The sequence below is a fragment of the Acetobacter oryzoeni genome (assembly GCF_004014775.2).
In the GTDB taxonomy this organism is placed as follows: Bacteria; Pseudomonadota; Alphaproteobacteria; order Acetobacterales; family Acetobacteraceae; genus Acetobacter; species Acetobacter oryzoeni.
The window spans coordinates 603,013-615,839 of sequence record NZ_CP042808.1; the positions used below are offsets into that span (position 1 = coordinate 603,013).

The 12,827-nt window shown below is 56.4% G+C and carries 12 protein-coding genes; 9 read left to right on the top strand and 3 right to left on the bottom strand.

Annotated features, from left to right (window positions below):
• The first annotated feature begins 195 nt into the window (after positions 1-195).
• From EOV40_RS02935 to EOV40_RS02965, 7 genes are all read left to right on the top strand, one after another.
• On the top strand, positions 196-2,610 hold the full coding sequence (locus EOV40_RS02935) for a glucose/quinate/shikimate family membrane-bound PQQ-dependent dehydrogenase (protein ID WP_128104995.1): 2,415 nt from the start codon (positions 196-198) through the stop codon (positions 2,608-2,610).
• Positions 2,611-2,721: 111 nt separating this feature from the next.
• A complete protein-coding gene (locus EOV40_RS02940) occupies positions 2,722-2,976 on the top strand; it encodes a hypothetical protein (protein ID WP_128104996.1) in 255 nt (84 codons plus the stop codon).
• Positions 2,973-3,617 carry a S24/S26 family peptidase gene (locus EOV40_RS02945; protein ID WP_128104997.1) on the top strand — a complete coding sequence of 215 codons (645 nt, stop codon included), beginning with the start codon at positions 2,973-2,975 and terminating at the stop codon, positions 3,615-3,617. Before EOV40_RS02940 ends, EOV40_RS02945 begins: the two co-directional genes overlap by 4 nt.
• A gap of 125 nt (positions 3,618-3,742) precedes the next feature.
• Positions 3,743-5,548 (top strand): translation elongation factor 4, encoded by a 1,806-nt coding sequence (lepA, locus tag EOV40_RS02950; protein ID WP_050819382.1) that lies wholly within the window; start codon positions 3,743-3,745, stop codon positions 5,546-5,548.
• 126 nt (positions 5,549-5,674) lie between these two features.
• The gene (gene metX / locus EOV40_RS02955) at positions 5,675-6,850 is read left to right on the top strand and encodes a homoserine O-acetyltransferase MetX (RefSeq protein ID WP_087651454.1); all 1,176 of its coding nucleotides are present in this window, start codon (positions 5,675-5,677) and stop codon (positions 6,848-6,850) included.
• Entirely contained in the window at positions 6,850-7,455 is a 606-nt protein-coding gene (metW, locus tag EOV40_RS02960) for a methionine biosynthesis protein MetW (protein WP_019089810.1), read from the top strand. The genes metX and metW overlap by 1 nt, the downstream gene beginning before the upstream one ends.
• A 456-nt stretch (positions 7,456-7,911) precedes the next feature.
• On the top strand, positions 7,912-9,252 hold the full coding sequence (locus tag EOV40_RS02965) for a DEAD/DEAH box helicase (protein WP_128104998.1): 1,341 nt from the start codon (positions 7,912-7,914) through the stop codon (positions 9,250-9,252).
• Positions 9,253-9,328: 76 nt separating this feature from the next.
• Here EOV40_RS02965 and EOV40_RS02970 read toward each other — a convergent pair whose 3' ends face one another.
• From EOV40_RS02970 to EOV40_RS02980, 3 genes are all read right to left on the bottom strand, one after another.
• Complete coding sequence (locus EOV40_RS02970) at positions 9,329-10,294, bottom strand: exonuclease/endonuclease/phosphatase family protein (RefSeq protein WP_128104999.1); 966 nt, start codon at positions 10,292-10,294, stop codon at positions 9,329-9,331.
• Entirely contained in the window at positions 10,227-10,913 is a 687-nt protein-coding gene (locus EOV40_RS02975; RefSeq protein WP_087651453.1) for a carbonic anhydrase, read from the bottom strand. The genes EOV40_RS02970 and EOV40_RS02975 overlap by 68 nt, the downstream gene beginning before the upstream one ends.
• Before the next feature lie 158 nt (positions 10,914-11,071).
• Positions 11,072-11,695, bottom strand: a complete 624-nt coding sequence (locus tag EOV40_RS02980) for a LabA-like NYN domain-containing protein (RefSeq protein WP_003622527.1) — start codon at positions 11,693-11,695, stop codon at positions 11,072-11,074.
• Between the two features lie 156 nt (positions 11,696-11,851).
• On the opposite strand from EOV40_RS02980, the gene folK reads away from it, so the two are divergent.
• A complete protein-coding gene (folK, locus tag EOV40_RS02985) occupies positions 11,852-12,364 on the top strand; it encodes a 2-amino-4-hydroxy-6-hydroxymethyldihydropteridine diphosphokinase (RefSeq protein ID WP_128105000.1) in 513 nt (170 codons plus the stop codon).
• A 90-nt stretch (positions 12,365-12,454) separates the two neighbouring features.
• On the top strand, positions 12,455-12,826 hold the full coding sequence (rpoZ, locus tag EOV40_RS02990; RefSeq protein ID WP_050819388.1) for a DNA-directed RNA polymerase subunit omega: 372 nt from the start codon (positions 12,455-12,457) through the stop codon (positions 12,824-12,826).
• The last annotated feature ends 1 nt before the right edge of the window (position 12,827 follow it).

The window sequence follows — 12,827 nt, forward strand, 5'->3', positions numbered from 1 at the left end:
GTATCAAGCCACAAGGTATTGAAGTGAAAACTTCTGTAACCGCCTGTGTTTTATGAAAATGCAGGCGGTTTTTTGTGTCTTTTACAGTATTTTCTTGGGCTGCAATGCCCCGCTGTTGTATTGATTGTTCTCAAACGGTTTTTCTTGTGCAGAAAAATTGGGATGTGAACGTGTGCAGGGCAGAAAACAGGCAACATGATACAAACGAATAGTCACAAGCCAGATATTGTATTGCGGATTACCGCAGCAGTTTTTGCAATATTGGGCGTTTTTCTTGCAGGTGGAGGCCTCTGGCTGGCCCTGTTGGGCGGCTCCTGCTTTTACGTGGTGTGCGGTGTTGTGCTGCTGGCCACGGCGGTGCTGCTGTGGCAGCGGCGGCGTGAGGCCCTGTGGCTTTACGCAGTGCTGGTTGCGGCCACACTCGTATGGTCTGTGGGGGAGGCCGGGTTTGATTTCTGGGCTCTGGCCCCGCGTGGTGATGTGCTGCTGCCGCTGGGCCTGTGGCTTGTGTTGCCTTTTGTCTCTTCTCGCCTGTTGCCGTCTTCACGCTGGAACAGCGCGCCCTTGCTGGCCGGTGTTGTGGTAGGGGCTGGTGTGTATGGTTACGCCCTTACGCAGGACCCGCAGGATATTGCCGGTGTGTTGCCCCGCGCCAATGTACAGGCTTCATCTGCCCCATTGCCGGGGGATAATGCAGTTGTGCCTGCGGCAGACTGGCCCGCTTATGGCCGCACGCAGGCGGGGGACAGATACTCCCCACTTGCGCAGATCAATGCCCACAATGTGCATGATCTGAAGGTGGCATGGGTGTTCCGCACCCATGATCTGAAGCGCGCGGATGATCCAGACGAAATTACAGATGAAGCCACGCCCATAAAGGTGCGCGATACGCTGTATCTGTGCTCACCGCATCAGATACTGTTTGCGATAGATGCCGCTACCGGGCACGAGCGCTGGCATTTTGACCCCAAAATTACCTACAACGCCTCCTATCAGCACATGACATGCCGTGGCGTGTCCTACGCAGAAACGCCGGTGGCGGAAGAACAGGCCCATGATGTAGCTGTGGCGGATGAATGCGCACACCGTATCTTCCTCCCCACCAATGATGGCCGCCTGTTTGCCCTGAATGCTGATACCGGGGGCCTGTGCCGTGGTTTTGGGCGTGATGGCGCGGTAGATCTTACAGATGGCATGCCCATGCGCACGCCGGGGTTTTATGAACCTACATCTCCGCCGGTTATCACGTCCAAGGTGGCCATTATTTCTGGCGCGGTGACGGATAACTACTCCACGCACGAACCTTCAGGCGTGACACGCGGGTATGATCTGTATAGCGGCAAGCTGGTATGGGCGTTTGATCCGGGCAACCCGAACCCGAACGAACTGCCTTCCGCCACACATCATTATGTAGCCAATTCTCCCAATTCATGGATCACCTCAGCCTATGATGCACGGCTGAACCAGATTTACATTCCCACAGGTGTAGCCACGCCGGATATCTGGGGCGGCCACCGCACGCCGGATCAGGAGCGCTATGCCTCTGGCATTCTGGCGCTGGATGCAGATACAGGGCGCAAGGTGTGGTTTTACCAGACAGTGCATCATGATCTGTGGGATATGGATGTGCCATCCCAGCCCAGCCTTGTGGATATAAAGCAGGCTGATGGTTCCGTAGTGCCAGCGCTGTATGCGCCAGCCAAAACAGGCAACATCTTTGTGCTGGACCGGCGCAATGGCCATTTGCTGGTGCCCGCGCCAGAAATGCCCGTACCGCAGGGGCCTGCACCGGGGGATCATCTTTCCCCCACCCAGCCGTTCTCGGCTCTCACATTCCGCCCCAAAAACAACCTTACGGATGCGGATATGTGGGGCGCGACCATGTTGGACCAACTGGCCTGCCGTATCATGTTCAAACGCCTGCGGTATGAAGGGCCGTTTACGCCGCCTTCCACACAGGGCACGCTGGTGTTCCCCGGTAATCTGGGCATGTTTGAATGGGGCGGTCTGGCGGTGGACCCGGTGCGTGAGGTAGCGTTTACCAACCCCATTGCCGTGCCGTTTGTTTCTCGCCTTGTGCCGCGTGGGCCAAATAACCCGGCAGAGCCACCGCAGAATGCTGGCCCTTCTGGCGGAGAGGCTGGGCTGCAACCGCAATACGGCACACCGTTTGGAGTGGACCTGCACCCGTTTCTGTCCCCCATTGGCATTCCGTGCAAGCAGCCGGGCTGGGGCTATGTGGCGGGGCTGGATTTGCGCACCAACACAATTTTGTGGAAGCACCGCAACGGCACCACGCGGGATAGTTCCCCCGTGCCGCTGGCCTTCCGCGTGGGGGTGCCTTCTCTGGGTGGGCCTATCATTACCGCTGGCGGTGTGGCGTTCCTGACATCCACGCTGGATCTGTATATCCGCGCCTATGATGTCACGACAGGCCAGCAGCTCTGGCAGGACCGCCTGCCCGCAGGGGGGCAATCCACCCCCATGACGTATGAGCAGAACGGCCACCAATATGTGCTCTCGGTAGATGGCGGCCATGGTTCCTTTGGCACCAAGTTGGGGGATTACGTGGTGGCCTATGCGCTGCCAGATGCGCAGGCAAAACACTAACGCCACCCCGGTTTGGGCAGGCTTTGGCGGGCACACGTTTCAGGCGTGTGCCCGCTTTGCGTTTGGGAGAAGTGCTGTGTGTGAAAACATCCTCTTGCCGCCACGCGCGGGATGCGTGATCCTGCATTGATGTGGAACGAACCCTACCTTGAAACATGTTGCCGCGCCGCCCTGCACAGGCTTTGCCTTGCGGGTGAGGTTGGCCGCCCAACGGGCATGAAGGATGACCCCTGCCTGACGCGTCTGGCAGGCAAGGGCCTTGCGCGGCAGAACGGGCAGGGGCGTTTTTTTATTACTGATGAAGGCACAGCCCGCCACGCCAGCGAAGTGCTGAAGCTAGAAGAACTTCACACCAAAAAACCATGATACCGGCAGAGCGTATATGGCACGCGCTGGATACACTGGCGCAGGAGCGTGGGCTTACGCCTTCTGGCTTGGCGCGGGCAGCGGGGCTGGATGCTACCACCTTCAACCCCTCGCGCCGGCATACCGGCCATGGCGTATGGCGCTGGCCTGCGCTGCCAAGCCTGCTGCGTGCGCTGGATGTGCTGCGTGTTTCCCTCGCCCAGTTTGAAGCCCATATCTGGGGGTATGATCAACCAGACAGGGCAGAAACTCCGGCGCCCTGCTTGATGCGTAGCCTGCCGCTTTCCTGGCTAGATCAGGAAAGTGTGCTGGATCGGGCAGGCCTGCCCGCCGGAGGGCTGTGGGAGCAGGAAGAAACTTTTTTCAGCCTGCCATCATCTTCAGCCTACATGCTGCGGGTGGATACGGAAGAGATGGAGCCCATTCTGCGGCTTGGCTGTTCACTTGTGGTGCAGCCTGAGCTGCACCCGCGCGGGGCAGACCGTGTGGTGCTGATACGCCCGGGCCAAGCCCCCGTGGTGGGCATTTTGCAGGAAAAACCCGTGCTGGCCATTCAGCCCTTTGGGCGCAGCGCCCTGCACCCTGTGCCACAGGCTGCGGCAGGTGTATGGCTGCATCGTATTGTGCTGATATCGGGCTAAAAAACAGGCTGCGGGCTGGTGCCAAATGCGGCAGTGTGCGCAATAGGGAAAAAATTTACCTGATAATGGCCCAAGCCCGTGCGGAAGCGGCTGACTTTTCTTTCCGTTTCGCTTAAAGGAGCAGCATGACCGATACACCCCTTTCGCTCATCCGCAATTTTTCCATCATCGCACATATCGATCATGGAAAATCCACTCTGGCTGACCGCCTGATTCAGGCGTGCGGTGCCCTGACCGCGCGTGAAATGACCAATCAGGTTCTGGACAACATGGATCTGGAGCGTGAGCGTGGCATTACCATTAAGGCGCAAACCGTCCGGCTGACCTATCCGGCCAAGGATGGCAACACCTATGTGCTGAACCTGATGGACACCCCCGGACACGTGGACTTCGCCTACGAAGTCAGCCGGTCTCTGGCGGCGTGTGAGGGCTCGCTGCTGGTGGTGGATGCCTCTCAGGGGGTGGAAGCGCAAACATTGGCCAACGTGTATCAGGCCATTGATGCCAACCATGAAATTGTGCCCGTGCTTAACAAGGTGGATCTGCCAGCCGCAGAACCCGAGCGCGTAAAGGCCCAGATTGAAGAAGTTATTGGTATTCCGGCGGATGATGCGGTGGAAATTTCCGCCAAAACCGGCCTGAATATTGAAGGCGTGCTGGAAGCCATTGTAACCCGCCTGCCACCCCCGAAAGGTGATGCGGAAAAACCCCTGCAGGCCATGCTGATTGATAGCTGGTACGACCCGTATTTGGGTGTGATTGTGCTGGTGCGTATCAAGGAAGGGCGGCTCAAGCGCGGCATGAAGGTGCGCATGATGTCCTCTGGCGCGGTGCATCAGGTCGATCAGGTGGGTGTGTTTGCCCCACGCATGACCAGTGTTGAAAGCCTTGGCCCGGGTGAAATGGGCTTTATCAACGCGGCCATCAAAACCGTGGCGGACTGTAATGTGGGTGATACCATTACGGATGACCGCCGCCCGGCAGAAAAGCCGCTGCCCGGGTTCAAACCCTCCATTCCCGTGGTGTGGTGTGGCCTGTACCCCGTTGTGGCCGATGACTTTGAAAAACTGCGCGATAGCCTTGCCAAGCTACGCCTGAACGATGCCTCTTTCCACTATGAGGCCGAAACCTCCGCAGCCCTTGGCTTCGGGTTCCGTTGCGGCTTCCTTGGTCTGCTGCATCTGGAAATCATTCAGGAACGTCTCTCGCGCGAGTTCGATCTGGATCTGATCGCAACCGCACCTTCCGTTGTGTACAAGATCACCCGCACCAATGGTGAGCGTGAGGAACTGCATAACCCGGCAGACATGCCCGATTCCTCCCTGATTGAAACCATTGAGGAGCCGTGGATTAAAGCCACCATCATGGTGCCGGATGAATATCTGGGCGCGGTGCTGACCCTGTGCACAGAACGGCGCGGCGTGCAGGTGGATCTGACCTACGTGGGTAGCCGTGCAATGGCTGTATACCGCCTGCCGCTGAACGAAGTGGTGTTTGATTTCTATGACCGCCTGAAATCTCTCACCCGCGGGTATGCCAGCTTCGATTACCAGATGGATGGGTATGAGGAGAGCGACCTCGTGCGTATTTCCATTCTGGTGAATCAGGAACCCGTGGATGCGCTGTCCTTTATTGCGCACCGCACGGCGGCGGAATCTCGCGGGCGTTCCATTTGCGCACGCTTGAAGGATCTTATCCCACGCCAGTTGTTCAAGATCGCCATTCAGGCCGCCATTGGCAGCAAGGTGATTGCGCGTGAAACCATTGGCGCACTCTCCAAGGATGTGACGGCCAAGTGTTATGGTGGTGATATCTCCCGTAAGCGCAAACTTCTGGAAAAGCAGAAGGAAGGTAAAAAGCGCATGCGGCAGTTTGGTAAGGTGGAAATTCCGCAAAGCGCCTTTCTGGCCGCGCTTAAAATGGAACACTGAAACGGGACCGGGCGGAACTTTCCAGCACATCGGGCGTAACAGGGCAGGGCCGTTGGAAACCGGACTTGCCTTGTCCTGTAAACGTCCGTATGCCGGAGGGGATTGTTTGGAGCATTCGGCGTTTTTATGAACAGCACAACACCCTTGGCCATTGGTGAACAGCAGCATGTCCGGTTTGCCGAAGGGCTGGGGCTGGATTGCGGCGTTACCCTTGCCCCTGTTGATATTGCCTACCGCACCTATGGCACGCTTTCAGAAAAGCGGGATAACGCCATACTGATCTGCCACGCCTTTACGGGGGACCAGTACGTGGCGGAGGAACACCCGCTTACGGGCAAGCCCGGCTGGTGGAGCCGCATGGTGGGGCCGGGAAAGCCCATTGATACCAACAGGTTTTTTGTTATCTGCTCCAACGTGTTGGGGGGCTGTATGGGCAGCACCGGCCCACGCTCCATCCGCACAGATGCAGAAGGTGATGGCACAGAGCTTTGGGGCACGGCGTTTCCGCCCATTACCATTCGGGATATGGTGCGCGCGCAGCACAAGCTTGTGCATGCACTGGGCATAGAAAAACTGTTTGCCGTGATTGGCGGCTCCATGGGCGGTATGCAGGTGCTGGAATGGACAGTGACCTACCCGCAGATGATGCTGGCAGCCATGCCCATTGCCACGGCTCCCTTCCATTCTGCCCAGAACATTGCGTTTAACGAGGTGGGGCGGCAGGCCATTATTGCAGACCCGGACTGGCGCGGTGGCCGCTATTGGGCGGATGATGTTGTGCCTGCCCGTGGCTTGGCTGTGGCCCGCATGATGGGCCATATCACCTATCTTTCGGAAGAAGCCTTAACGCGCAAGTTCGGCCGCCGCATGCGGCGCGGGCCTGTAAGCGGGCAGGGGCCAGAAGGCCCTGTTTCCATGTTCAGCGATATTTTTGAGGTGGAATCCTACCTGCGTTATCAGGGCTCCACCTTTGTACGCCGGTTTGATGCCAACTCCTACCTCACCATCACCCGTGCGATGGATTGGTTTGATATTGCCGCAGACCATGATGGGGAACTGACACACGCCTTTGCTGGCACGCCGGTGCGGTTTTGTGTGGTGTCGTTCTCGTCCGACTGGCTGTTCCCCACATCGGCGGCCCGCACATTGGTGCGTGCGCTCAACCGGGCAGCGGCCAATGTCTCGTTTGTAGAAATCGAGACAGACAAAGGGCACGATGCTTTCCTGTTGGAAGAACCGGATTTTGACCGCACGGTGCGTGGCTTTTTGTGTGGTGTGGCCGAACATGCGGGGCTTGCCTGATGCGTCTTGACCAGCGGCTGATTGCCGAAATGATAGCCCCCGGCACCCGCGTGCTGGATATTGGCAGCGGGGATGGCGCGCTTATTGACCATTTGTTCCGTTACCGTGGGTGCGATGCGCGCGGTATTGAGCTGAATATGGAGCTTGTTACCAAGTCTGTCGCGCACGGGCTGCCTGTGGTGCATGGTGATGCAGACCACGATCTGGCGCATTATCCACACCATGCGTTTGATTACGTGGTGCTGCAACGCACCTTGCAGGCTGTGGCCCGCCCGCGTGAGGTGCTGCGGCAAATGCTGCGTATCGGGCGGCATGCCATTGTCTCGTTTCCCAATTTTGGGCATTGGGAGCTCCGGCTCAAGCTGCTGCTCAGCGGCCGTATGCCCATGACATCTGTCTGGCACACACCGTGGTATGAAACCCCGAACATCCACCCCTGTACCATCCGGGATTTTCTGGAGCTGTGTAAGCAGGATGGCTACATTGTAGAGCAATGGATGGCGGTGGATGAAGAAGGTGAACGCGCGCCGTGGCGGCGCTCTATCCGGCTGGCTAACCTGTTTGGGGAACAAGCACTTTTCCTGCTTCGGCGCCGAAATGGCTAACGGGTAAGAGCCTGCGGCAAATAAGTTGCCTAAAAATTATGTTAGATTTATGCCATTTGCGTGAACGGCGTGCAAAATTCTCTAAATGGCAATATTTTAAAAAGATCTTTAAGATATCAGCATAAACCGTCTAAAACCAACAATGTTATAACGATTTTTATCCCGATTTCTAAAAATTCCTCAACATTACACGAACATCATTTTAGGACTAATATGGTACGGAAGCCTTGCGGCGTTTATAAAGTCCCCTTATATACAGCTTTACAAGGTTTGTGAGGAATGAACGCAGTTCAAAAACTTCCTTAGCGGATCTTGATGTGTTCAAAATTTTGTGGGTGCTCAGCTGCAAGCCGGTGCAAGAATGTTCCGTGTGCGCCACAAAACATACAGTGCATAACTGAAAAGGGTGCGGTCTCTCGATCTCGTTTTCAGGCTGCACAAATAAGGTTGGCCCTGATGACCAAATTTTCCGATCTGGCACTTGCTCCACCACTGCTCAAGGCATTGGCAGAGCAGGGGTATGATACACCCACTCCTATTCAGGAACGTTCCATCCCCTATCTGTTGCAGGGGCGTGATCTGCTGGGTCTGGCCCAGACAGGCACAGGCAAAACCGCATCTTTTGCGCTGCCTATTCTGGAACATCTGATCAAAAACCCACGTGCAAATACGCCCAAGCAGCCGCGTGTTCTGGTGCTGGCCCCCACGCGTGAGCTTGTGGCCCAGATTAGCGATAGCTTTAAGGCTTACGCCCGCCACATGAAGTTTACGCAGGCCGTTGTGTTTGGCGGTGTAGGGCAGGGCCGGCAGGTTGAAGCCATGCGCCGTGGCGTAGATGTGCTGGTAGCTGCACCGGGCCGTCTGCTTGATTTGATGGGTCAGGGCTTTATTGATCTGTCCGGTCTGGAAATTCTGGTGCTGGATGAAGCCGACCGCATGCTGGACATGGGGTTTGTGCGCGATATCCGCCGTATCATGACCTTTGTGCCAGAGCAGCGTCAGACACTTCTGTTCTCTGCCACCATGCCGCGCAGCATTGAAGATCTGGCAGCATCTCTGCTGAATGACCCGGCACGCGTTGAAGTGGCGCCGCCTTCCAGCACGGTGGATCGTATTCAGCAGGCTGTCATGTTCGTCAATGGCGCGGGCGATAAGCGCGATGCGCTGCTGAACATGGTGGAATCCCCCAAGGTTTCCCGCGCTGTGGTGTTCACGCTCATGAAGCATGAAGCCAACAAGGTTGCGGAGTTTTTGAACAAGAACAACGTGGTGGCAGAGGCCATTCACGGCAACAAGTCTCAGGGTGCGCGTGAGCGGGCCATGAAGGGCTTCCGCTCCGGTTCCGTTAAGGTGCTGGTGGCAACGGATATTGCCGCCCGCGGTATTGATGTGGACGATGTAAGCCACGTGTTCAATTACGATCTGCCAAACGTGCCGGAAAGCTACGTGCACCGTATTGGCCGTACAGCACGCGCTGGGCGTGATGGCTGGGCTGTTTCCTTCTGCGATGCAGAACAGCGCGCTTGGCTGCGTGATATTGAACGCACCATTGGCAAAACCGTGCCGGTGGTTCGGGATCATCCGTGGCACTCGGCTGAGGCTGAAGCTTCCACCATGCGTCCGCCTGTGCTGGGTGGCGGTGGCCGCGGCCGTGGTGGCCCGCGTGGCGGTGGTGGTGCTCCACGTGGTGGCGCACCTCGTGGGGGTGCGCCCGGTGGTGGGCGTGGTGGCCCGCGCCGTTCCGGCGGTGGTGCCCGCAGTGGTGGCCGTTCCGGTGCACCTGCTGGCCGCATGTAATATCTCAGGCGAATAGCTTGCAAAAATAAGGCTGCTGCATCCTTTGGGTGCGGCAGCTTTTTTGTTTTGGGGCGCGCTATGGCTGTGGCAACTGGTTGGCAGATGGTAGGTGCAGGCTAATGGAAACGGGGCAGTGATCGGAAAGGTTTTGCCCGGTTTCCTCCGCCAAAGGTATTACGCGTAAGGAATTGGGAACTTTCCATGCCCGCGCGGCCCCACCCAGAATAATGTGGTCTATAAAATAGCTGCCGCCTTGGCAGGGGCTTGCCACGCCAGCGGTTACCAGATCCAGCGGTGCAATGCGTAACAGCGTAAGAAACAGCGGATCATGCACCGTAAGGTGGCGGTTAAAATCCCCCATAATGGCAAAGGCTTCATGGTGTTGGGTGCGGTCGGCTACCCAATCATCCAGCGCGGCAAATTGTTGCCAGAGGGTTGCGCAGGCGGGGCGGGAGGCATGGGGCAGGTTATCCGGGCATCCGGCTTTAAGATGCACCACCAGAATACGCAGGGCCTGCCCGTTCTGGTGCACGGTAATATCCAGCCCGCTGCGTAAGTGATGATGTGAGGCCGGGGCTGTTGCATAGGCATCCAGCGCCGTAACATCCGGATTTTGTTCAAACGGAATATCTGCCCGCACAGCTAGCGCCGTATGTTGCACGATATGATCTTGGCTGATGGCAAGGTGATAACGCGCGAATGGAAAAAGCTGCCCGGCACTGGCGGGGCTTTCTATTTCCTGCAAGGCCACAATATCGCCGTGCAAATGGGCGGCGTAGCTGGCAAGGCTGGAAATATCGGCAGATGTGCGGTGGGGAATATCTGGCGGCGCCTGTGCGTAACCGGGGTGTGCCGGATCAAGCAGCCAGTCCAGATTCCACGTGCTGAGTTTAAGTGTGTCTGCTGCGGTTGCCGAAGTAAAACTTAGGCAACACGCAGCCAGAACAAGTGCAGAAAAGAAGAACGAAGGGCCTTTAGGCGGCTTTTTCTTCCATCTGTGTAATAACGGTTTTAATGGGCAGGCTTTTACGTGTTTGTTCATCCAGCACCGTAATTTCACCGGTGCCGATATCATAAAACCACCCTTGCAGGAACAGCGTGCCCTTTGCCAGACCAGCGGCCACGGCGGGGTGCGTACGCAAATGGGCCAGCTGCAACAGCACGTTCTGTTCTGCAACAGAGCGCACGGTGGCGGGGCCAACATCTTCGCCCGTAAAGGTGTGCAGCGTGGCCGCGCGGGCGGCTTCTGCATTGCGCAGCCATTTACGCACGGTTGGCATTTTATCCAGCCCGTTCTTTTCTGGTTCCAGCAGGGCTTTCATGGCGCCGCAATCAGAGTGGCCACACACAATAATGGTGGAAACCCCAAGGCCCAGAACAGCATATTCCACTGCGGAGGACACACCGCCCAGCATTTCACCATATGCGGGCACAAGATTGCCAATGTTGCGCAGAATAAACAGGTCACCCGGCCCTGTCTGGGTAATCAGGTTGGGGTTAATGCGGCTATCTGCGCATGCAATAAACAGAGCTTCTGGGGCTTGCCCTTTTGCCAGGCTGGCGAACAGTTCTTCTTTGGCAGGAAAAACCTCGGTGTTGAAGTGCTCAACGCCACGCAGCAGGGAAAGAAGGCTGCTTCTGGCTTCAGAACATGAGGGCATATAAGAACTCCGGCAAATTACTATGTCGGTTCACCCTTGTAACAAAAGGGCTTCAACAATGGTGACGGTTAAATAACGGCAAGACAACGTGAGAGTTTTGCACGCAGATGAAAAAAAATGCCACCCTCTGCTGGAAGGTGGCATTTGCATAGAGCGCTTTAGCTTAGCGGATCATCTTCATCCGGTTCGCTCATCTGGTCTGCCGGGTGGCGCACGGGTGGGGCATTGGTGCGCACGGGGCGGGGGTTTTCTGTCTGCCTGCGGGTAAAGTTGCCTGCCAGAGCGGAAAGCTCCAGAAACTGGTCTGCCTGCCGGCGCAGATCATCCCCAATCAACGGCGGGGTGGAGCGCATGGAGGACACAACAGAAACCCGCGTGCCCTGCCGCTGCACGGCTTCCACCACGCGGCGGAAATCGGAATCACCACTAAACAGAATGGCGTGGTCGATATGCGGGGCCATTTCCATCATGTCCACGGCAATTTCTATGTCCATATTGCCTTTTACGCGGCGCTTGCCGGTGGAATCGGTAAATTCGCGCGCAGGTTTGGTAACAAGAAAATACCCGTTATAGGAAAGCCAGTCCGTAAGGGGCTTAAGCGGGGAGTAATCTTCTGTATCCAAAATGGCAGCATAGTAATAAGCGCGGATAATATGCGTTTTAGCCGCAAAGAAATCCAACAGCTTTTTATAGTCTACATCAAAACCAAGGCTGCGGGATGTAGAATAAAGGCTGGAGCCATCAATGAAAAGGCAGGTCTTTTCGGTTTTCTGAAGGTTCATAGTGGGTGTCCTCTAAATACTTTGGGGTGCTGTTTTGGGCATTCTTATGAAATGGTCTGAGGTCTTTTCGGTTTTGATAGAAAGAATGGTAAGATCATCAGATAACGATATCCATCAAATGTGGCAGAATTTTCTGCGAGGAACGAGTTTATAACGATGCCGGAAATGAATACCAGATCAGTGCTGATAGCGATAGGTGCGAATCTTCCGCATTTGCGATTAAGTGCGCGGCAGACGTGTGAGCAAGCCGTGCAGGCCTTGAAAAACCTACCTGAACTGGAGGTTGAGGCTGTTTCTCGCTGGTATGAAAGTGCACCTGTGCCACCATCTGGGCAGCCTCCTTATGTGAATGGGGTTGTGCGTTGCCGCACGACGCTGGCGCCTCTGGCTTTGCTTGATGCGCTTCAAGGGGTGGAAACGCAGTTGGGGCGTGTACGTTCCGTGCCAAATGCAGCGCGCACGCTTGATTTGGATATTATTTCGATAGACAATATACAGACAAATATAGATCGACTTATATTACCGCATCCCCGCGCAACCCAGCGCGCTTTTGTGCTGTACCCCTTGCGCGATGTTGCGCCGGAATGGAAAGACCCCGTAACCGGCAAGGGGCTGGATGCCCTGCTTGAAGGTGTTGCAGGGCAGGAAATACAGCCCGCAAAAGAATAAGCTCTTCCGTAGGCGGGGCGGATGCGGTAATATACTCTTTCTGTTCCTGTAAGCATCTATAAGCTGAAACTTGTCTGGAGGCTCTCCGCAATGGCCCGCGTCACCGTTGAAGACTGTGTGGAAAAGGTCCCGAACCGTTTTGAACTGGTGGTCTATGCCGCACAGCGCGCCCGCAATATCTCTCGCGGGGAAGAGCTGACAGTTGATCGGGATAACGATAAAAACCCCGTTGTCGCTCTGCGTGAAATTGCAGACGAAACCGTCTCTCTCACCGCTCTGCGCAATGATCTGATCCGTTCTCAGGCCCGTGAGCCCGAGCCCGAACCTGTGGAAGAAGAAGTGCAGGATCTGGTTCCGACCGAGCAGAACATCTTTGGCCTGCAGGAGGTTTCTGCAGAAGAAGAAGCCGCTGATGATGTGCGGGCTATTGAAGCTGCACTTACCGGTCGCGCACGTCGGTAAT

Excerpts from the sequence above, each read along its gene's own strand:
- folK (WP_128105000.1), top strand. The coding sequence starts at position 11,852 with ATGCCGGAAATGAATACCAGATCAGTGCTGATAGCGATAGGTGCGAAT.
- EOV40_RS02980 (WP_003622527.1), bottom strand. The coding sequence starts at position 11,695 with ATGAACCTTCAGAAAACCGAAAAGACCTGCCTTTTCATTGATGGCTCC.
- EOV40_RS02965 (WP_128104998.1), top strand. The coding sequence starts at position 7,912 with ATGACCAAATTTTCCGATCTGGCACTTGCTCCACCACTGCTCAAGGCA.
- metW (WP_019089810.1), top strand. The coding sequence starts at position 6,850 with ATGCGTCTTGACCAGCGGCTGATTGCCGAAATGATAGCCCCCGGCACC.
- EOV40_RS02940 (WP_128104996.1), top strand. The coding sequence starts at position 2,722 with ATGCGTGATCCTGCATTGATGTGGAACGAACCCTACCTTGAAACATGT.
- EOV40_RS02975 (WP_087651453.1), bottom strand. The coding sequence starts at position 10,913 with ATGCCCTCATGTTCTGAAGCCAGAAGCAGCCTTCTTTCCCTGCTGCGT.
- EOV40_RS02945 (WP_128104997.1), top strand. The coding sequence starts at position 2,973 with ATGATACCGGCAGAGCGTATATGGCACGCGCTGGATACACTGGCGCAG.
- rpoZ (WP_050819388.1), top strand. The coding sequence starts at position 12,455 with ATGGCCCGCGTCACCGTTGAAGACTGTGTGGAAAAGGTCCCGAACCGT.
- EOV40_RS02970 (WP_128104999.1), bottom strand. The coding sequence starts at position 10,294 with ATGAACAAACACGTAAAAGCCTGCCCATTAAAACCGTTATTACACAGA.
- lepA (WP_050819382.1), top strand. The coding sequence starts at position 3,743 with ATGACCGATACACCCCTTTCGCTCATCCGCAATTTTTCCATCATCGCA.
- metX (WP_087651454.1), top strand. The coding sequence starts at position 5,675 with ATGAACAGCACAACACCCTTGGCCATTGGTGAACAGCAGCATGTCCGG.
- EOV40_RS02935 (WP_128104995.1), top strand. The coding sequence starts at position 196 with ATGATACAAACGAATAGTCACAAGCCAGATATTGTATTGCGGATTACC.